At 69.4% G+C, this 19649-nt stretch carries 15 protein-coding genes; 12 read left to right on the top strand and 3 right to left on the bottom strand.

Annotated features, from left to right (window positions below):
* Window positions 1-6 precede the first annotated feature (6 nt).
* Window positions 7-624: a DUF938 domain-containing protein gene (locus RTX79_RS10330; RefSeq protein ID WP_312683578.1), complete on the bottom strand. Its 618-nt coding sequence runs from the start codon at window positions 622-624 to the stop codon at window positions 7-9.
* Window positions 625-748: 124 nt separating this feature from the next.
* Here RTX79_RS10330 and RTX79_RS10325 point away from each other — a divergent pair, with 124 nt between their 5' ends.
* From RTX79_RS10325 to RTX79_RS10270, 12 genes are all read left to right on the top strand, one after another.
* Entirely contained in the window at window positions 749-2380 is a 1632-nt protein-coding gene (locus RTX79_RS10325; protein ID WP_312683577.1) for a TldD/PmbA family protein, read from the top strand.
* A 33-nt stretch (window positions 2381-2413) separates the two neighbouring features.
* Complete coding sequence (locus tag RTX79_RS10320; RefSeq protein ID WP_312683576.1) at window positions 2414-4048, top strand: TldD/PmbA family protein; 1635 nt, start codon at window positions 2414-2416, stop codon at window positions 4046-4048.
* Window positions 4049-4069: 21 nt separating this feature from the next.
* Window positions 4070-5404 (top strand): TldD/PmbA family protein, encoded by a 1335-nt coding sequence (locus RTX79_RS10315; protein WP_312683574.1) that lies wholly within the window; start codon window positions 4070-4072, stop codon window positions 5402-5404.
* A gap of 76 nt (window positions 5405-5480) precedes the next feature.
* On the top strand, window positions 5481-6155 hold the full coding sequence (locus RTX79_RS10310) for a DUF4159 domain-containing protein (RefSeq protein ID WP_312683601.1): 675 nt from the start codon (window positions 5481-5483) through the stop codon (window positions 6153-6155).
* 48 nt (window positions 6156-6203) lie between these two features.
* On the top strand, window positions 6204-7187 hold the full coding sequence (locus RTX79_RS10305; RefSeq protein ID WP_312683572.1) for an AAA family ATPase: 984 nt from the start codon (window positions 6204-6206) through the stop codon (window positions 7185-7187).
* A gap of 16 nt (window positions 7188-7203) precedes the next feature.
* Window positions 7204-8100, top strand: a complete 897-nt coding sequence (locus tag RTX79_RS10300; RefSeq protein ID WP_312683571.1) for a DUF58 domain-containing protein — start codon at window positions 7204-7206, stop codon at window positions 8098-8100.
* Window positions 8097-9224 (top strand): BatA domain-containing protein, encoded by a 1128-nt coding sequence (locus RTX79_RS10295; protein ID WP_428695988.1) that lies wholly within the window; start codon window positions 8097-8099, stop codon window positions 9222-9224. Before RTX79_RS10300 ends, RTX79_RS10295 begins: the two co-directional genes overlap by 4 nt.
* Window positions 9221-11386, top strand: a complete 2166-nt coding sequence (locus tag RTX79_RS10290) for a hypothetical protein (RefSeq protein WP_312683570.1) — start codon at window positions 9221-9223, stop codon at window positions 11384-11386. Before RTX79_RS10295 ends, RTX79_RS10290 begins: the two co-directional genes overlap by 4 nt.
* Window positions 11383-13215 carry a hypothetical protein gene (locus tag RTX79_RS10285; protein ID WP_312683568.1) on the top strand — a complete coding sequence of 611 codons (1833 nt, stop codon included), beginning with the start codon at window positions 11383-11385 and terminating at the stop codon, window positions 13213-13215. Before RTX79_RS10290 ends, RTX79_RS10285 begins: the two co-directional genes overlap by 4 nt.
* Window positions 13216-13416: 201 nt before the next feature.
* Entirely contained in the window at window positions 13417-15906 is a 2490-nt protein-coding gene (locus tag RTX79_RS10280; protein ID WP_428695987.1) for a DEAD/DEAH box helicase, read from the top strand.
* A complete protein-coding gene (locus tag RTX79_RS10275; protein WP_312683567.1) occupies window positions 15903-16940 on the top strand; it encodes a ribonuclease H-like domain-containing protein in 1038 nt (345 codons plus the stop codon). Before RTX79_RS10280 ends, RTX79_RS10275 begins: the two co-directional genes overlap by 4 nt.
* A gap of 81 nt (window positions 16941-17021) precedes the next feature.
* Window positions 17022-17345, top strand: a complete 324-nt coding sequence (locus tag RTX79_RS10270) for an I78 family peptidase inhibitor (RefSeq protein WP_309689254.1) — start codon at window positions 17022-17024, stop codon at window positions 17343-17345.
* Between the two features lie 44 nt (window positions 17346-17389).
* Here the strand turns inward: RTX79_RS10270 and RTX79_RS10265 are convergent, their stop codons facing one another.
* Together RTX79_RS10265 and RTX79_RS10260 are read right to left on the bottom strand one after the other, a co-directional pair.
* Complete coding sequence (locus tag RTX79_RS10265; protein ID WP_312683565.1) at window positions 17390-19237, bottom strand: M56 family metallopeptidase; 1848 nt, start codon at window positions 19235-19237, stop codon at window positions 17390-17392.
* A gap of 3 nt (window positions 19238-19240) precedes the next feature.
* Window positions 19241-19627: a BlaI/MecI/CopY family transcriptional regulator gene (locus RTX79_RS10260; RefSeq protein WP_057508951.1), complete on the bottom strand. Its 387-nt coding sequence runs from the start codon at window positions 19625-19627 to the stop codon at window positions 19241-19243.
* Window positions 19628-19649 lie beyond the last annotated feature (22 nt).

Below are 19649 nucleotides of genomic sequence, written 5' to 3'. Positions count from 1 at the left end.
GCCTGATCACCCCAATCGCCACACCAGCAACCGGTTGTTGGCCGGCATCGGCAGATCGTCCACTGCGACGAACCCCTGCGCCACCGCCAGCGCCTGCACCGCTTCAGCATCGCGGATGCCGCTGCGTGGGTCGCGGGCCTTCAGCCAGCCATCGAACTGGGCGTTGCTGTCACTGGTGTACTCGCCCCCGTAATTGAAGGGACCGTACACCGCCAGCAAAGCGCCGCCTTCCAGCAGCGCAGGCAGGCCGGCGAACAGCGCCTGTACGTGCTCCCAGCCCATGATGTGCAGGGTATTGGCACTGAACACCGCATCGAAGCGCGGGGTAGCGGCCGGCACGACCAGCCCCGGCGCCGGCGGCAGCTCGGCCTGCAGTGCGAACGGTGGCTGCAGGTTGGCCCGCCCGGCATCGTCGCGCCACGCGCGGATCCCTGCCAGGTGGTCCGGGTGGTCGCTGGGCTGCCACTGCAGCCACGGCCAGCGCTGGGCGAAGTACACCGCATGCTGGCCGGTGCCGCTGCCGATCTCCAGCACGCGGCGGCGATCGGCCATGAACGGGTCCAGCGCGGCGGCGATGGGATCGCGGTTGCGCTCGCAGGCAAGGGAATACGGCTTTTCGGTCATGGTTCGTGACGAAAGTGGCAGAACGCCATTGTGCCTGTGACACGACCATGACTGCAGTCACTTGTGCCATTGCATGGCGCTGGCGAAAGTCGGGTGTCAACTGAGTGCACGTGGGGTGGTGGCAGTGCGACGTCGTGATTTTCTGGCCTTCACCGGCGCGGGCCTGGCCGGCCTGATGCTGCCGCATGGGCGATTGATCGCCGCCGAGCAGCTGCTCGAACCCGGTGACCCGGCGCTCGGCAAGCGCCTGGCCGATGCCGCGCTGCAGGCCGCCCGCGGCGCCGGTGCCAGCTACTGCGACGTGCGCATCGGCCGCTACCTGAGCCAGGGCATCATCACCCGCGAACGCAACGTGGAGAACGTCACCAACAGCGAATCGGCCGGCGTCGGCGTGCGGGTGATCGTCGACGGCGCGTGGGGTTTCGCCGCCACCCACCAGCGCACGCCCGAACAGGTCGTGCAGGCGGTGGCGCAGGCAGTGGCCATCGCCCGTGCCAACGCGAAGGTGCAGACCCGCCGCGTGCAGCTGGCCGCCACGCCCGGGGTCGGCGAGGTCAGCTGGCGCACGCCGCTGAAGAAGAACGCGATGGCGGTGCCGGTGCAGGACAAAGTGGGCCTGCTGCTGGACATCAACGCCGCCGCGCTCGGTGCCGGCGCCGACTACTTCAATTCCACCCTGTTCCTGGTCAACGAACAGAAATACTTCGCCTCCAGCGACGGTTCGTGGATCGACCAGGACGTGCACCGCATCTGGCTGCCCTTCACTGCCACCGCGGTGGACAAGGCCAGCGGCAGGTTCCGCACCCGCAACGGCCTGTCCGCGCCGATGGGCATGGGCTACGAGTTCCTCGACGGTGAGCGCAGCGGGCGCTTCGAACTGCCGGGCGGGGTGGTCGGCTACGGCCATTCCTACGACCCGCGCGAAGACGCGCTGGCCGCCGCGCGCCAGGCCCGTGAAAAGCTCACGGCGCCTTCGGTCAAGCCCGGCAGATTCGACGTGGTGCTGGACCCCTCCAACCTGTTCCTGACCATCCACGAGAACGTCGGCCACCCGCTCGAACTGGACCGCGTGCTGGGCTACGAGGCGAACTACGCCGGCACCAGCTTCGCCACGCTGGACAAGCGCGATGCCGGCTTCCGCTGGGGCAGCGACATCGTCAACTTCGTTGCCGACAAGACCGCGCCGGGCAGCTTGGGCGCGGTGGGCTACGACGATGAAGGGGTCAAGACCCAGCGCTGGGACCTGGTCCGCGACGGCATCCTGGTCGACTACCAGGCCACCCGCGATGAAGCGCATATCCTCGGCCGCGACGCATCACATGGCTGCAGCTATGCCGATTCCTGGTCCAGCGTGCAGTTCCAGCGCATGGCCAATGTTTCGCTGGCGCCGGGCAAGGCGCCCCTGAGCGTGGCGGAGATGGTCAAGGACGTGGAGAACGGCCTGTACTTCCACGGCCGCGGCTCGTATTCCATCGACCAGCAGCGCTACAACGCGCAGTTCGGCGCCCAGCTCTGCTACCAGATCAAGGACGGACGCATCACCGGCCTGGTCGAGGACGCGGCCTACCAGATCCGCACGCCGGAGTTCTGGAACGCCTGTTCGGCGATCTGCGATGAACGCGATTTCCGCCTCGGCGGCTCGTTCTTCGACGGCAAGGGCCAGCCCTCGCAGGTTTCAGCGGTATCCCACGGTTCGTCCACCACCCGTTTCAACGGCATCAACATCATCAACACCGCGCGCAGTCTGGGCGCATGAGTCCTGTCCAACATCCACACGTGGAGAGCAGCCTTGCAACGACGTGACTTCCTCGCCCTCACCGGGCTTACCGCGGGCGGGCTGCTGGTGCCCTCCTTCTTCGGCAAGGCGATCGCCGCCGAACAGCTGCAGAGCGTGCTCGACCCGGTCCTGAAAAAGCGCCTGGCCGATGTCGCCCTGCAGGCTGCGCGCAGTGCCGGCGCCACCTACTGCGACGTGCGCATCGGCCGCTACCTGCGGCAGTTCGTGATCACCCGCGAAGACAAAGTGCAGAACGTGGTGAACACCGAGTCCACCGGCGTGGGCATCCGCGTACTGGTCAACGGGGCCTGGGGCTTCGCGGCCACCAACCAGCTGGCCAGCGCCGACATCGCCAAGGCCGCCCAGCAGGCGGCCGGCATCGCGCGGGCCAACGCCGGCATCCAGACCGCACCGGTGCAGCTGGCGGCTGCCCCCGGCGTGGGCGAGGTCAGCTGGCGTACGCCGGTACGCCGCAATTCGATGGAAGTGCCGATCAAGGACAAGGTCGACCTGCTGCTGGACGTCAACGCAGCGGCGATCAATGCCGGCGCCAGCTTCGTCAATTCGATGATGTTCCTGGTCAACGAACAGAAGTATTTCGCCTCCACCGATGGCTCCTACATCGACCAGGACGTGCACCGCATCTGGGTGCCGATGACGATCACCGCCATCGACAAGGAAAGCGGCAAGTTCCGTACCCGCGAAGGCCTGTCCGCGCCGATGGGCATGGGCTACGAATACCTGGACGGGTCGGCCGCCGGCAAGGTGGTGACCCCCAACGGGGTGGTCAACTACTCCACGTCCTACGACATGAAGGAAGACGCCATCGCCTCGGCCAAACAGGCACGCGAGAAGCTCAAGGCGCCGTCGGTGAAGCCGGGCAAGTACGACCTGGTGCTGGATCCTTCGCACACCTGGCTGACCATCCACGAGTCGGTCGGCCATCCGCTGGAACTGGACCGCGTGCTCGGCTACGAAGCCAACTACGCCGGCACCAGCTTCGCCACGCTGGACAAGCGCGAACAGCGCTTCCAGTACGGCAGCGAGCTGGTCAACATCTTCGCCGACAAGACCCAGGAAGGCAGCCTGGGCGCGGTGGCGTACGACGATGAAGGCGTGAAGTGCAAGCGCTGGGACCTGATCAGCGACGGCAAGCTGGTGGACTACCAGACCATCCGCGACCAGGCCCACATCCTCGGCAAGACCGAATCCGATGGCTGCTGCTACGCCGATTCGTGGTCCAGCGTGCAGTTCCAGCGCATGGCCAACGTGTCCATGGCACCGGGCAAGCAGAAGCTCAGCGTGGATGAACTGATCAAGGACGTGGAGAACGGCATCTACATCATCGGTGACGGCTCGTTCTCGATCGACCAGCAACGCTACAACGCGCAGTTCGGTGGCCAGCTGTTCTACGAAATCAAGAACGGCAAGATCACCGGCATGCTGGAGGACGTGGCCTACCAGATCCGCACGCCGGAATTCTGGAATGCCTGCAGCGCCGTCGCCGACGAGCGCGACTACCGCCTGGGTGGCTCGTTCTTCGATGGCAAGGGCCAGCCGGGCCAGGTCTCGGCGGTCTCGCACGGTTCGTCCACCGCCCGTTTCAATGGCATCAACGTCATCAACACCGCACGCAGCCTCGGCTGACCGGTCTGGAGCCCGAAACCCATGAGCATCTTCACCGAACAGCAGGCCAAGGCCATCCTCGACAAGGTCATCGCCCTGTCCAAGGCCGACGAGTGCACCGCGACCCTGGCCGGGTCCATCAACGGCAACATCCGTTTCGCGCTGAACAACATCTCCACCAGCGGCATCGTCAGTGACGCCTCGCTGGCCGTGGAAGTGGCATTCGGCAAGCGCGTCGGCACCGCATCGATCAACGAGTTCGACGATGCCGCGCTGGAGCGCGTGGTGCGCCGTGCCGAAGACCTGGCGCGGCTTGCGCCGGAGAACCCGGAGTTCATCCCGGCCATCGGCAAGCAGGCCTATCGCCCGACCCCGACCTTCAGCGAATCCACCGGTGCCATCGATCCGGCATTCCGCGCCAAGGTCGCCGCTGATTCGATCCTGCCGTGCCGCCAGGCCGGGGTGATCGCGGCCGGCTTCCTGGAAGACGGCCACGGCTTCGTCGCCACCGCCAACAGCAACGGCAACTTCGGCTACCAGCGCACCAGCAGCTTCGATTACACCTGCACGGTGCGCACCGAAGACGGCCGTGGTTCGGGCTGGGTCGGTCGCAACCTGAAGGATGCGGCGGACTTCAAGGCCGACCAGGACGTTCGCATCGCCATGCGCAAGGCCACTGAATCGGCCGAAGCCAAGGCGCTGGAGCCGGGCAAGTACACGGTCATCCTGGAACCGGCCGCAGCCGCCGGACTGATCAGCTTCATGATGCGCTTCTTCGACGCGCGCTCGGCCGATGAAGGCCGCAGCTTCCTGTCGAAGAAGGGCGGTGGCAACAAGCTGGGCGAGCAGGTGTACGACCCGCGGGTCAACCTGCACGCCGATCCGTGGCATCCCGAAGCGCCGGTGCTGCCGTGGGATGACAACGGCATGCCGCGCGACAAGGTCGCCATCATCGAGAATGGCAAGATCGCCAACCTCGACTACTCGCGGTTCTGGGCACAGAAGCAGGGCAAGACCGCCAACGCGCGGCCGGGCAACCTGCTGATGAGCGGCGGCGACAAGAGCACCGCCGAGCTGGTGCGCGGGACCCAGAAGGGCATCCTGGTCACGCGTACCTGGTACATCCGCATGGTCGATCCGCAGACCGTGCTGCTGACCGGCCTGACCCGTGACGGCACGTTCTACATCGAGAACGGGCAGATCAAGCACCCGGTGAAGAACTTCCGCTTCAACGAATCGCCGGTGATCATGCTCAACAACATCGATGAACTGGGCAAGCCGGTGCGCGTGGCCGGCGACGAGTCCAGCTTCGTGATGATGATCCCGCCGATGCGCCTGCGCGATTTCACCTTCACCTCGTTGTCCGACGCGGTCTGATGCCGCACCGGACCGGCAGCGACGGCCGCTGGCCGTCTGCAGGGACGGCGTGAACCGCGCGCAGTTCCTGCGCGCGATGCTCGGTGGCGCCGCCCTGGCGGCGCTGCCGGGCTTCGCCCGCGCCCAGGCCAGCCGCTACGATTTCTGGTTCACCCGGCTGAAGTACGATTCCGGCGACTGGGACGTGGATGCGCGCATGCCGTCCAACCTGATCACCTCGCTGATCGATTACACCAGCCTGCGCGTGGACCCGAAGGAACACGTGCTGGACCTGTCCGACCCGCGCATGCTGCAGGCACCGTTCTGCTACCTCGCCGGGCACAAGCTGGTGGAATTCAATGCCGCCGAGCGCGAAAACTTCGTGCGCTACGTCCGCAACGGCGGCTTCGTGTTCGTCGACGACTGCAACCACGACATCGACGGCCTGTTCGCCAAGTCGTTCGAAGCGCAGATGGCGCGGCTGTTCGGCGCCTCGGCATTGAAGAAGCTGCCCAACAACCACGCGTTGTACCGCAGTTTCTTCAGCTTCCCGGAGGGCCCGCCAGCCACCGGTTTCGAGTTGAATGGCTGGGGCGACGACCTGGTGCACGATTACCTCAAGGGCATCGAGGTGGACGGTCGCCTCGGCGTGCTCTACAGCAACAAGGATTACGGTTGCGAATGGGATTACGACTGGCGCAACAAGCGTTTCCTGGCCGAAGACAACACCCGCTTCGGCGTCAACATCGTGATGTACGCATTGAACCACTGAGCATGACCGGGCGCTGCCCGGCGTTCCCCCCACCTGACAGGCTTGACCATGACCGCCCATGACCTTGATTCCCTGCTGCCGCGCCTGCAACAGCTGCGCGATGCGCTCGCCCAGGCCGTGGTCGGCCAGCACGAGGTGGTGGAGCAGCTGCTGATCGGCCTGCTGGCCGGTGGCCACTGCCTGCTGGAAGGCGCGCCCGGACTGGGCAAGACCCTGCTGGTGCGTTCGCTGGGGCAGGCGCTGGAACTGCAGTTCCGCCGCGTCCAGTTCACCCCGGACCTGATGCCCAGCGACATCCTGGGCACCGAACTGCTGGAAGAAGACCATGGCACCGGTCACCGCCATTTCCGTTTCCAGCAAGGCCCCATCTTCACCAACCTGCTGCTGGCCGACGAACTGAACCGCACGCCGCCGAAGACCCAGGCAGCGTTGCTGGAGGCCATGCAGGAACGCACCGTCAGCTACGCCGGAACGACCTACACGCTGCCGCAGCCGTTCTTCGTGCTGGCCACCCAGAACCCGATCGAACAAGCCGGTACCTACCCGCTGCCGGAGGCACAGCTGGATCGCTTCCTGCTGCACGTGCGGGTGGATTATCCCAGCGAACAGGAAGAACAGGACATCCTGCGCCAGACCACCGGAAGCGCTGGCGGCAGCGTGCCGCAAGTGATGGATGCCGAGGCGGTGATCGCGCTGCAGGACGCGGTGCGCCAGGTGCACGTCAGCGACGATGTGCTGGCCTGGATCACCCGGCTGGTGCGCGCCAGCCGCCCGGGTGCGGCCGCACCGGCGGCGGTCAACCAGTGGATCAAATGGGGCGCCGGCCCGCGTGCCGGCCAGTCGCTGGTGCTGGCCGCCAAGGCACGTGCGCTGCTTCAGGGGCGCTTTGCCGCGACCCGTGATGACGTGCAGGCGCTGGCCGCGCCGGTGATGCGCCACCGCCTGCTGCTGTCCTTCGCCGCCGAGGCCGAAGGCAAGGGCGCCGACGACGTGGTCGCTGCGCTGCTGCAGGCCGTGCCGTTCCCCGGCTGACCGCGACGACGCTCGCGTGGACCACAACGCCCCCATTGCCCTGCCCGCCGACGTCCGCGGCCGCCTGAAGGCCCTGCGCCTGCAGCCACGCCGCGCGCACGGCGCGCACGGGATCGGCCAGCACGCCAGCCGCAGCCGTGGTGCCGGGCTTGAGTTCGCGCAGTACCGCGCCTACGAGCCCGGTGACGAGCTGCGCCAGGTGGACTGGAAGCTTTACGCGCGCTCGGACCGCTTCTTCGTTCGGGAATCCGAGCGCGAGAGTCCGGTAACCCTCTGGATCCTGATCGACACCAGTGCCTCCGCGAGCCAGCGTGATCGCGCGCGGCCGGACGTTTCGCGGCTGGACCACGCCTGTGCGGTGGCGGCGTGCCTGGTTGAACTCGCGCTGCAGCAGGGCGATCGGTTCGGCCTGCTGGCCGTCGGCGGCAGCGGCGTGCAGCGGGTGCCGGCCGGGATCGGTCCGCGCCACCGCGACCGCGTGCACCTGCAGCTGCGCCAGCTCAGGGCCACGGGCACGTGGCCGCCGGCCGATACCCTGCGCCCGGTCTGGGAGCGCGTGCACGCGGGCGACATGCTGGTCGCGCTTGGCGATGGCTTCGATGAAACCGGCATCCAACTGCTGGAGCGCCTGGCCGCTGCCCGCCGCGATGTCTTCAACGTGCAGCTGCTGACCGCCGAAGAACGTGATTTTCCGTTCACCGAAGGGCACCGGTTCCGCGATCCGGAAACCGGCACCGAGCTGCTGGGGGATGGCCGCGCACTGCGCGCGGGGTATCTGCAACGGTTCGCGCAGGCCCGGCACGCCTTGCAGGCGCGCCTGCAGTCTGCCGGCATCGCCCACGCCACCGGCTGGCTGGACGGGCCGCTGGATGCGCCGCTGCAGCAGCTGTTCGGCACGCGGGGCGGCGCATGAGCCTGTCCTTGTTGTTCCCGCTGGGGCTGTTTGCGCTGGTTTCGCTGCTGGTTCCGTTGCTGATCCATCTGGCCCGGCGGCAGCACGAGGTGCCGCTGGACTTCGCCGCGCTGCGCTGGCTGCAGGCGCGCGTCCGCCCGCGCAGCCGTGTGCGCATCGACGAGTGGCTGCTGCTGGCACTGCGCCTGTTGCTGCTGGCCGCGCTGGCCCTGCTGCTGGCGCAACCGGTGCTGCAGGGCGGAACCGCCGATGTGCGGCCGGTACACGTGGTTGCGCCGGGGCTGGACGGCGCAGCACTGCGCGGCGCGGACACCGACGGCGACTGGCGCTGGCTGGCTCCCGGCTTCCCGCCGTTGCAGCAGGCCCCGGCCGCGTCGACGGCGGCCTTCGCCAGCCTGCTGCGCGAACTCGACCAGACCCTGCCAGCCGCTGCACCGCTGGTGGTTCATCTGCCGGATCCGCTGCCCGGCCTGGATGGCGAGCGGATCCGGCTGTCGCGCACCGTGCAGTGGCGGCCGCAGCGCCTGCTGGTGGCCGCCACAGGCGCCGAACCAGAAGCGCCGCGCCTGCATCCCGGCGGCGAGGGAGATCCTGCCGCGCTGCGCGTGCTTGAAGCGCTGCAGCGCGCGTGGACCGATGCGCCGCTGGCCGTTGCCAGCGAAGCCGTGCCGGCCGACGATCGGATCGGTGTCTGGCTGTCCGCCATGCCGCTGCCGCCGGCCTGGCAGGCCTGGGTCGCCGAGGGTGGCACCGTGCTGCAGGTCGGCGCCGACGCTGCCGCAACAGGGCCCTGGCTTGCTGTACTGCGCGATGCAGACGGCGCGCTGCTGCTCGAACAACGCAGCGTGGGCCGCGGGCGCCTGCTCCGCTTTCCTGCCGCGCTCTCCATTGCCACGCTCCCCGCCATCGCCGACGAAGACATTCCCCGACGCCTGCGCGACGTGCTGGCCCCGCTTCCGGTTCCCGCCCTCGGCGTTGCGGCGGACCAGGTGCCGCTGACCGGCGCGGCCGCGCCGCTGCCGCAGCCGCGCGATCTTGCCCCGTGGCTGCTGCTGGTGATCGTGCTGCTGTTCGCACTGGAGCGTTGGCTGGCGACGTCGGCCCGGCGCAGGAGCACGCCATGAACACTGCGGTGAACCGCGCCTGGCAGGCAGCGCGCCGACGCCAGGCCACGCAGACGATGGCCCTGGCAGTGCCGCTGGTGGTCGCGCTGGCCGCGCTCGCATGGCGGCTTGCCACCTATGACGTGGCAACGTGGGTGCTGGCCACCGGCCTGCTCGGTGCGGCCGCACTGGCGACCTGGCGCGCGCGTCGGCTGGATCGCCGCTGGCTGGTACGCCAGCTGGACCAGCGGCCCGCGGCGCGCGACAGTGCCGACCTGCTGTTTGCCGACGCCGCAGTGCTCAATCCCCTGCAGCGGCGCCAACGCGACCACATCGATACGGCCCTGCACCGTGACCCACCGCTGCTGCACGCAGCCTGGCCATGGCCGCCGCTGCTGGCCACGTGGTGCGCCAGCGTGCTGGTGCTCGCCCTCGCCTTCGGCTGGCCCCGCGCCGGCCGCGTGCCGGCTGCCGCTGCACCCGGCACCGTGGCAGCCGGCAGCGCTGCGGCCACGCCGCCGGCGCTGCAGTCCGCGCGCCTGCGCATCACCGCGCCGTCGTATACCGGCCAGCCGGTGCGCACGCAGAGCGCGCTCGACGGCAAGGTGCAACAGGACAGCCAACTGCAGTGGTCGCTGCGTTTTTCCGGCACACCCACCCGTGCCGCGCTGCAGTTCCACGATGGCCAGCGCATCGACCTGACGCCGCAGGATGGACAGTGGACCGGCAACTGGAAGGCCACGCGCCCGGCCCTGTACCGCGTGGTGACCGAGCCGGCGCTGCGCGATACGCGCCTGTATCGCCTGGACGTGGTGCCCGACCAGCCGCCCAGCGTGCGGGTGATCGAACCGGACGCCACGCTGGTGCTCGGCACGCCCGGCCAGCGCCGCTGGCAGCTGCGCTTCGAAGCCAGCGATGACCACGGCGTGGCCGCCACGGCACAGCTGAAGGTGACCCTGGCCCAGGGCAGTGGTGAAAACATCACCTTCCGTGAGCAGGTCATCCCGCTCAGCGGCAGCGGGCCGGCGACGCAGCGGCGCTTCGCGCACACGCTGGAGCTGGCCGCGCTGGGCGCCAGCGCCGGCAATGATGTGATCGCGCAGCTGCAGGTGCGTGACAACCACGCACCCACGCCACAGACGGCGCAGAGCAACAGCGTGATCCTGCGCCTGCCCAGCGAGGCCGACGTGCAGGAAGCCGAACTGGAAGGCATGGTCAAACGCACCCTGCCGGCGTATTTCCGCAGCCAGCGGCAGATCATCATCGATGCCGAAGCCCTGCTTGCCCAGCGCAGCAGGCTGTCGGCGGACGCGTTCACCGGTCGCTCCGATGCGATCGGCGTGGACCAGCGCATCCTGCGCCTGCGCTACGGCCAGTTCCTCGGCGAAGAGAGCGAAGGCGCACCCAAAGCGCCACCCACCGGCGACCTGCCGACCAGCGACGTGCCCAGCAACGATGCCCCGGCGGCGGCCGATGATCACGGACACGACAGCCATGCCGGCGACCACGACGATGACCATGGCCACGATCACGCGGCCGGTGCGGAGCCGCAGGTGTTCGGCAGCGCCACCGATGTGCTTTCCGAGTACGGCCATACCCACGACCATGCCGAGGCCGCCACCCTGCTTGATCCGCAGACGCGCGCCACGTTGAAGGCCGCGCTGGACCAGATGTGGTCCTCCGAAGGCGAGCTGCGGCAGGGACGGCCGAAGGAAGCCTTGCCGCACGCCTACAAGGCGCTGGCCTTCATCAAGGAAGTGCAGCAGGCCGAGCGGATCTACCTGGCCCGGGTGGGTCCGGAACTGCCGCCGATCGACGAGAGCCGGCGGCTGGGCGGCAAGCGTGAAGGCATCGACAGTCGACGCCTGCCGCTGACGGCGCTGACCGCACCGGACCCGTCCATCGTCGCGGTCTGGCAGCAGTTGGGCGGTGCTGGCCAGGCACCGGACCTGGATGCGTTGAACGGCTGGCTGCGTGCCAATGAAAGCCGCCTCGCCGATCCGCTCAGTCTTGCCGCATCGATTGAAGAACTGCGCATGGCACCGGACTGCGTGCGCTGCCGCGACGCGCTGCGCGCGCAGTTGTGGCGTGCCCTGCTGCGCCCGGTACCGGCACCGGCACGGCGCAGCACACCCGACGCGATGGGACAGCGTTACCGCGATGCACTGGGAGCCGGACCATGACGGACAGTCGCTGGATCAGCATGGCGATCATCGCCATCGTGCTGCTGGCCACGTTGCGGTTGCTGCTGCAGCAACGGCGCGGCGTACGCCTGCCGCCACTGCGGCTGGGCGCACTGCTGGTGCTGCAGGCGCTGGCGGGTGGACTGTTGCTGCTGGCGTTGGTTCCGCCGCAGCACAGTGCGCCCCGCCATGCGCTCACGTTGCTGACGGCCGGCGCGGCGCAGGCGCCTGCCCTGGCAGACGACGCAGCGACGGTGTTCGCCCTGCCGGAGTCCGACGCGCGCCCCGGCATCGCGCGCGTAGCGGACCTGGCCACCGCCCTGCGCCAGCACCCGGCAACCGAACGGCTCACCCTGGTCGGTGACGGGTTGGCAGCGCGCGATCGCGATACGCCGTTGCCCGCCCAGGTGCAGTTGCGGCTGTCGCCCGCGCCACGCGGTTGGGTAGGCCTGCAAGCGCCGGCGATCACCACACCGGGCGCGGTTTTCAGCGTGCGCGCACGTGCCCAGGGCGTGCCCGACGGCCGTGCCGAGCTGCTCGATCCCGCGGGCCAGGTCGTCGCCCGCGCCGCGCTGGACGAGCGCGGCGGCGCCCGTCTGGACGGTGTTGCGCGGGTCGTCGGTCGCACCCTGTTCCAGCTGCGGCTGCTGGACGCCAGCGATCATCGGGTGGACAGCATCCCGGTCCCGCTGCAGGTCGCAGCGCCGACACCGGTGCGGATGCTGATGCTGGCTGGTGCCCCCGGGCCGGAAGCCAAATACCTGCGGCGCTGGGCCGCCGACGCCGGGGTGGAGCTGCAGTTCCAGTCCAGCGTGGGGGCCGGCGTGATGCTGGGCGATGCGCCGGTGGCGCTTGCTCCGGCGCGGCTGGCCGCCACGGACGTGCTGCTGCTGGACGAACGCAGCCTGGCCGCGCTGGGCGCCGCGCAGCGCAGCGCGGTGCAGCAGGCGCTGCGCGATGGACTGGGCGTGTTGGTGCGCAGCGCGGGGCCATTGCCGGACGCCGCGCGCCAGACGCTGCGTGGCTGGGGCCTGGCAGTCACCGGCAATGGCCAGGCCGCCGCATTGAAACTTGCGGGGGAAGCGCAGGCGGAGCTGTTGCCGGCGCGGCGCGGTCCGCGTGCTCCGGCGGCGCAGGCAACGCAGTGGATGGCCGAGGCCGATGCACGTTCCCACCTTGCCGAAGTGCCGGTGCTGGAACAGCTGGCGCTGCGCGTCGCTGGCGCCCAGCCGCTGCTGCAGGATGCGGACGGCGCGGCCATCGGCGGCTGGCGCGCGAGCGGTCGCGGACGGATCGGCCTGCTGCCGGTGACCGACAGTTACCGCGCGGTGCTTGCCGGGCGCGACGACCGCCACGCCGAGCTGTGGAGCAGCGTGGTCGGCCTCGTGGCGCGCCCCGTCACGGCAGCGCCCGCAGTGCTGGTGACCACCGATACGCCGTGGGCCGGTGAACGCGTGGTGCTGTGCGGTGTAGCGGCGGGCACGCAAGTACATGGCCGTGCCGAAGCCTCACCGGAAACCCTGGTCGTCGACCCCGCCAGCGGCGCGCAGCGCTGCGCGGCGTGGTGGCCGCGGCACGCGGGCTGGCATGAACTGGTGCAGGGCGAGGTGCGCCAGGCGATATATGTGTTCGACCACGCCGACGCCGCCGCGCTGCATCGCCAGCAGCTGCGCGACAGCACGGCGCTGCGCGTGGCCGGCGGACACGGACAGATGTCGGCCGCCACGCAGCAGGTGCCCGGCGCGCGCTGGCCATGGCTGCTCGCCTTCGTGCTGGTCGCCGGCGTGCTGTGGTGGCTGGAACGGCGCACCCCAGCAACGGACCGGTAGCGCCGAAGGCAGCGGCAAAGGCAGCAGCGTGACGACCAACGGTCGTCACCCACCGAGGGGAAACTGACGGCCAGCGGCCGTCACTACCGGAGCGCGGGGGTGCTCGGTCGGCGGTGAATGATTCACCTGTCAGGACATGCGCGTCTCAGGCATTGAGACAAAGCTGTGTTCCCATATGGTTCTTTGCGGCATGTTTTCCTGATGGCTTACGAACTCGCCAAGCGCACCGCCGATGCCGAACACCAGCTCGCCACCCGCGATGGCCTGCCGGCACGTGACGGCGCCCTGCTCGGCGCGCGCCTGCAGCGCCGTTACCACGACCGCATCACCGGCAGCTTCGCCATCCCCGGCCGCGAAGGCCGCTACGCGCCGATCCCGGACAGCGTGCCGCCGGCGCTTGCCGCCGCCCTGAAAGCGCGCGGCATCGACCAGCTCTACAGCCACCAGGCACACGCGTGGGACGCGGCACAGCGCGGCGAACACGTGGCCATCGTCACCCCCACTGCCAGCGGCAAATCGCTGTGCTACACCCTGCCGGTGGTCAGCGCGGCCATGCAGCACAAGGCCAAGGCGCTGTACCTGTTCCCGACCAAGGCGCTGGCCCAGGACCAGGTGGCCGAACTGCTGGAGCTCAACCGCGCCGGCGACCTCGGGGTCAAGGCGTTCACCTTCGATGGCGATACCCCCGGCGATGCCCGCCAGGCGATCCGCCTGCATGGCGACATCGTGGTGTCCAACCCGGACATGCTGCACCAGGCCATCCTGCCCCACCACACCAAGTGGGCGCAGTTCTTCGAGAACCTGCGCTACGTGGTGATCGACGAGGTGCACACCTACCGCGGCGTGTTCGGCAGCCACGTGACCAATGTGCTGCGCCGGCTCAAGCGCATCTGCGCGTTCTACGGGGTGCAACCGCAGTTCATCCTGTGCTCGGCCACCATCGGCAACCCGCAGGCGCATGCCGAGGCCCTGATCGAAGCGCCGGTCACCGCGATCACCGAATCCGGTGCGCCCAGCGGGCCCAAGCAGGTGCTGCTGTGGAACCCGCCGGTGGTCAATCCGGACCTGGGCCTGCGTGCCTCGGCGCGCTCGCAGAGCAACCGCATCGCGCGCATCGCGATCAAGTCCGGCCTGAAGACGCTGGTGTTCGCGCAGAGCCGGCTGATGGTGGAAGTGCTGACCAAATACCTCAAGGACATCTTCGACCACGACCCGCGCAGGCCCGCCCGCATCCGCGCCTACCGCGGCGGCTACCTGCCGACCGAGCGCCGCGAGACCGAACGCGCCATGCGCGCCGGGCAGATCGACGGCATCGTCAGCACTTCCGCACTGGAACTGGGCGTGGACATCGGCAGCCTGGACGTGGTCATCCTCAACGGCTATCCGGGCAGCGTCGCCGCCACCTGGCAACGCTTCGGCCGCGCCGGTCGCCGCCAGCAGCCCGCGCTGGGGGTGATGGTCGCCAGTTCGCAGCCACTGGACCAGTACGTGGTGCGCCACCCGGACTTCTTCGGCGATGCCTCGCCGGAGCATGCGCGCATCGCCCCGGACCAGCCGCTGATCCTGTTCGACCACATCCGCTGCGCCGCCTTCGAACTGCCGTTCCTGGTCGGCGATGGCTTCGGCCCGATCGACCCGGAAGTGTTCCTGGAAGCATTGGCGGAAACCGAGGTGGTGCACCGCGAGGGCGAGCGCTGGGAATGGATCGCCGACAGCTACCCGGCCAACGCGGTGAGCCTGCGTTCGGTGGCCGATGGCAACTTCGTGGTGGTCGACCGCAGCGGCGGCAAGCAGCAGATCATCGCCGAGGTGGATTACTCGGCCGCGGCGCTGACCCTGTACGAGGGCGCCATCCACATGGTGCAGTCCACCCCTTACCAGGTGGAGACGCTGGACTGGGAAGGCCGCAAGGCCTACGTCACGCGCACGCACGTGGACTACTACACCGACAGCATCGACTTCACCAAGCTCAAGGTGCTTGACCGCTTCGACGGCAACGTCGCCGGCCGCGGCGATGCGCACCATGGCGAAGTGCACGTGGTACGGCGCGTGGCCGGCTACAAGAAGATCCGTTATTACACCCATGAAAACATCGGCTACGGCCCGGTCAACCTGCCCGACCAGGAACTGCATACCACCTCGGTGTGGTGGCAGCTGCCGCAGGCGCTGCTGCTGCGCGCGTTCGCCAGCAAGCAGGACGCGCTGGACGGTTTCCTGGGCGCGGCCTACGCGCTGCACATCGTCGCCACCGTGGCGGTGATGGCCGACGCACGCGACCTCCAGAAGGCGGTCGGCAACGGCGACGGCGCGTGGTTCGCCATCGCCGACCAGAGCGGCCGCGGCCAGCTGCGCGGCGAAGAAGGCGACCCTGGCGCGGTGGAGCTGCTGCAGCAGTTCGTGCCCACCGTCTACCTGTACGACAACTTCCCCGGCGGGGTCGGCCTGAGCGAGCCGCTGTGGCTGCGCCAGCAGGAGCTGGTGCAGCGCGCGCGCGAACTGGTGCAGCGCTGCGACTGCAAGGCCGGCTGCCCGGCCTGCGTCGGCCCGGTGCTGGCCGCGCAGGAAGCCGACGACACCACCCCGCGTGCGCTGGCCCTGCGCGTGCTCGACCTGTTCGATGCGCAGGCCTGCGAGCACGTACCGGACGTATCGGTGGTGATCGCCGATCCGATGGAGTTGTTGGCACCGTGAGCCTGAGCCTGGACAAGCTGCGGCTGCTGCGGCGGCAGGCCGGGGATGCCAAGGCGGTTGCCCCGATGGCGCCCGCCGAAGCGTTGCCGCAGCCGGCGCCGGCACTGCCCGCCGCGGCCAACGATGCCAGGCAGCCCGCCCCCGCGCGTTCGGTGTTTGCCTGGGTGGAAAAGGAAATCCGCCACAAACCCACCGGGGTGGCCGCAGCGCCACGCCAGGTAGCCGATGCCAAAGGACTGCGACGGCTGCTGGGCGTGCGCGAACGCGGCAGCGAAGCCACCCCGGCACCGCGGGCGCGCGCGCAGGACCGCAGCCTGCCCGGCACCGAGATCGCGCCGGGCCTGCACCTGATCGAATCGTTCCTGCCGGGGGATGTCCCGTCGGCGCCGCTGTCACTGGCGTTCGCCAAGCGCGATCAGCAGCACGTGGCGCCGCAGGACCTGCTGTTCTTCGACACCGAAACCACCGGTCTGGCCGGCGGCACCGGCACCCGCGCTTTCATGATCGGCGCGGCCGACTGGCATCTGCATCCGGAACGGGGGGCGGGCCTGCGCATCCGCCAGCTGATGATCTCCACGATGGCCGCCGAGACCGCCATGCTGCGCACCTTCACCGGCTGGCTGGCACCGACCACGGTATTTTCCAGCTACAACGGACGCAGCTACGACGCGCCGCTGCTCAAGACCCGCTACCGGCTCGCACGGCAGGGCGATCCGATCACCGCGCTGGACCACATCGACCTGTTGTACCCGACCCGTCGGCGTTATCGCGGGGTCTGGGAAAACTGCCGGCTGGCCACCATCGAACGGCAGCTGCTGAAGGTGGTGCGCGAGGATGACCTGCCCGGTTCGGAAGCCCCTTCCGCCTGGCTGCGCTACCTGCGCGGCGGCGATGCGGTGAACCTGCGGCGGGTGGTCGAACACAACCACCAGGACGTGGTGACGCTGGCACAGCTGTTCCTGGCGCTGGTGGAACAGCAGGCGCAGGCCGATGTGCCACCGCCGGTGAACTGCCTGCCGTTGCAGGCGGGGTGAGCAACCGTTTACCCGACGTTGACGGCACATGGCGCGTAGTGGCGGCTCGTAGCATTCGTCCATCGCCCCGGGAGGCCTGTCATGCGTTCGAATCGTTGGTTGTTGCTCGGCTGTCTGCTGCCATTGGCCGCCTGCAGCAGTACCCCGCCCACTGCGGACATAGCGCCCACCCAGCCGAAACCGGAACCGGCTGGACTCGGCAGCCATTGCCATGCCGATACGCTGACCGCGCTGAGCGGCCAGATGGCCAGCCAGGAGGTCATCGACCGTGCGGTGCGCGATGCCGGGGCGCGGACCATCCGGGTGGTCAAGCCGGGCATGGCCGTCACCATGGATTACCGCGAAGACCGCGTTACCGTCCGCGTGGACGAGCAGAACAAGATCATTTCAGCCAGCTGCGGCTGAGCTGCCGCGAGGGAGCGGGCAGTGACCCGCTCCCTCGTTGATGCTCAGAGCCGCACGGCGCGCCCGTCCGCGAGCGCCTTGGCGATGACCTTCTCGGCCTCGCGCGAGGCACGTGCCTGCACCTCCGCCTGAAGCCGGCCCAGTTCGGCCTGCTCTTCGCCAAGCACCGCCTGCTGCCTGCCCAGTTCGCCCTGCCGGCTGGCCAGGCGGGACAACGCATCGTGCGTCGCCTCCTGGGTCGCACCGCGCGACGCACGCGCGGCCTGCGCGGCGGCATCGCGGTTGATGTCCGCTGAGCCACCCAGCGCATTGCGCGCGGTGTCCCGTGCGTGCTGCGCGACCGCCCGCGCCTGCTCACCGGCACGCCGGCCCAGCTCACCCTGCTGGCGGCCCAGCGCACCCTGTTTCAATCCCAGGGCGGCCTGTTGCTGGCCCAGTCGTGCGGCGTCGGCATAGGCGGCCTGCATCTGCTGCAGCAGTGCGGTGTCGCGCACCACGTAACGCTGGTCGCCCTGGCGGAACCAGAAGCCCGCTGCACCCGCACCCAGGTCACTTCGTGCCTGGGCCACGTCATCCAGCGCACCGTCGGCATAGCTCTCATTGCCGGTGACCAGCACGTGGGCACGCGCCGGCCGGTCCCCCAGGTCCAGCCGCCCGTGGGTGATCAGCGTGGCGACGCGGTGGCCGTCGTCGTGGCTGACGGTATGGGTGGTGGTGCTGGCATGTCCGCTGCGTGCGCTCGCCGGTGCCGGCGGCGGCGCAGGCGGTGCCGGAGGCACAGGAACGGTGGCAGCGGCAGGCGCCGGCGGTGCGTCCGGTGCTGCCAACGCAGGCGGTGCGGCCGGTGCGGCCGGCGCTGCTGGCGGCGAAGGTGGCGCGGGCGGTGGCGGCGCGGCCGCGACCAGCCGCATCGGCAGGATCGCCACGGCCAGCACGGCCACCGTCAGCAGCGCCGTCAACGCCTTCGGGCATGCCTGGTGCCGCTGCAGCGAAATCAAGCGGCGCTTGAGGCTGTGCCGGCTCGGCGCGGCGCTGGCTACCCCCAGGTGCGGACGCGGCATCACGCCCAGCTGCAACAGCAGCCGGCCGTAATCCTGGCGACGCTCGCCACGGCCATCGACCACCGCCGCATCCACTGCTTCTTCGCGGGCCTGCGCGTATTCGCTGACCGCCAGCCGCAGCAGCGGATGGAAGAAGAACAGGTGCTGCGCCAGCGCCGGCAGCAGGCCCCACTGCAGGTCGTTGCGCTGCAGGTGCTGCAGTTCATGGGTCAGCGCCAGGTCCAGCGCATCACCCTGCAGTGCATGCACACCCACCGGCAGCAGCAGCACCGGCCGCAACGGCCCGACCACCTGCGGCGCATCGATGTCGGCGCTCATCCACAGGCGCGGCGCACGACGCAGGCCGTGCGCTTCTGCCGCCAGCTGCAGCGCGTGTACCAGCGCCTGGTCATCGCACGGGATGGCATGGGCCAGCAGCGCGCGGCTCCGCCGCCATTCGCCATGGGTCCGCCACGCCATGGCCAGCATGCCAGCCAACCAAAACGCGGCCAGCGCCAGTGCCCACCACGGCGTGGTCGACAAGGCGGACGACGCGATGCCCTGCTCGGCATTCGCCAGCCCCTGTGCCGACAGCACGGCCGCCTGCACGTACACCGTCTCGCCCATCGACGGTGTCACCGCCGGTGCCGGCAGCACCGCCAACTGCAGCGGCTGCGCCCAGAACAGGCCCAGCACCGCCTGCAGCGATACCAGCCACCACATCCGGCAGCGCGCGGCGGCGCCCAGTGACGGCACGGCGCGGCAGACGCCCCACACCAGCGCGACCAGCAGCGCGGTCTGCAGGCTGGTCCAGGCCAGTCGTTCCAGCATCACGATCAGGTTCGCGTCCATGGCTCAGCCCTCCTGCCGGCGTGACTGCAGCTGTTCGACCAGTGCTTCCAGCTCGGCCAGTTCGTCGTCGCTGACCGTATCGCGCTGGGACAGATAGGCCACGAACGGCGACACCGAGCCCTGCAGGGTGCGGTCGACGAACTGCGCGATGGCGCCCTGCACCACGCTGTCCTGCCCGGCCGTGGACTGGTAGCGGTACATGCCGTCGGCCTGCTCGCGACGCAGGTAGTTCTTGCCGCGCAGGCGTTCCATCATGGTAAGCACGGTGGACCGGGCCAGGCCGCGCGGCTCGCCGAATCCGACCGCCACTTCGCCCACGCTGGGCGTTCCTGCCTCGTCGATGTACTGCAGCAGGGCCAGTTCCTGGTCCCCGATCGTTTTGCGGTGCATGGCACGGTTCCTTGGGTGACTA

The sequence above is a fragment of the Stenotrophomonas chelatiphaga genome (assembly GCF_032054965.1).
GTDB lineage: Bacteria > Pseudomonadota > Gammaproteobacteria > Xanthomonadales > Xanthomonadaceae > Stenotrophomonas > Stenotrophomonas chelatiphaga.
The sequence above is the reverse complement of the archived record's forward strand: the minus strand, read 5'-3'. Positions and strand labels throughout refer to the sequence as shown.

Excerpts from the sequence above, each read along its gene's own strand:
- RTX79_RS10330 (WP_312683578.1), bottom strand. The coding sequence starts at position 624 with ATGACCGAAAAGCCGTATTCCCTTGCCTGCGAGCGCAACCGCGATCCC.
- RTX79_RS10315 (WP_312683574.1), top strand. The coding sequence starts at position 4,070 with ATGAGCATCTTCACCGAACAGCAGGCCAAGGCCATCCTCGACAAGGTC.
- RTX79_RS10310 (WP_312683601.1), top strand. The coding sequence starts at position 5,481 with ATGCTCGGTGGCGCCGCCCTGGCGGCGCTGCCGGGCTTCGCCCGCGCC.
- RTX79_RS10305 (WP_312683572.1), top strand. The coding sequence starts at position 6,204 with ATGACCGCCCATGACCTTGATTCCCTGCTGCCGCGCCTGCAACAGCTG.
- RTX79_RS10295 (WP_428695988.1), top strand. The coding sequence starts at position 8,097 with ATGAGCCTGTCCTTGTTGTTCCCGCTGGGGCTGTTTGCGCTGGTTTCG.
- RTX79_RS10290 (WP_312683570.1), top strand. The coding sequence starts at position 9,221 with ATGAACACTGCGGTGAACCGCGCCTGGCAGGCAGCGCGCCGACGCCAG.
- RTX79_RS10285 (WP_312683568.1), top strand. The coding sequence starts at position 11,383 with ATGACGGACAGTCGCTGGATCAGCATGGCGATCATCGCCATCGTGCTG.
- RTX79_RS10280 (WP_428695987.1), top strand. The coding sequence starts at position 13,417 with ATGGCTTACGAACTCGCCAAGCGCACCGCCGATGCCGAACACCAGCTC.
- RTX79_RS10270 (WP_309689254.1), top strand. The coding sequence starts at position 17,022 with ATGCGTTCGAATCGTTGGTTGTTGCTCGGCTGTCTGCTGCCATTGGCC.
- RTX79_RS10265 (WP_312683565.1), bottom strand. The coding sequence starts at position 19,237 with ATGGACGCGAACCTGATCGTGATGCTGGAACGACTGGCCTGGACCAGC.
- RTX79_RS10260 (WP_057508951.1), bottom strand. The coding sequence starts at position 19,627 with ATGCACCGCAAAACGATCGGGGACCAGGAACTGGCCCTGCTGCAGTAC.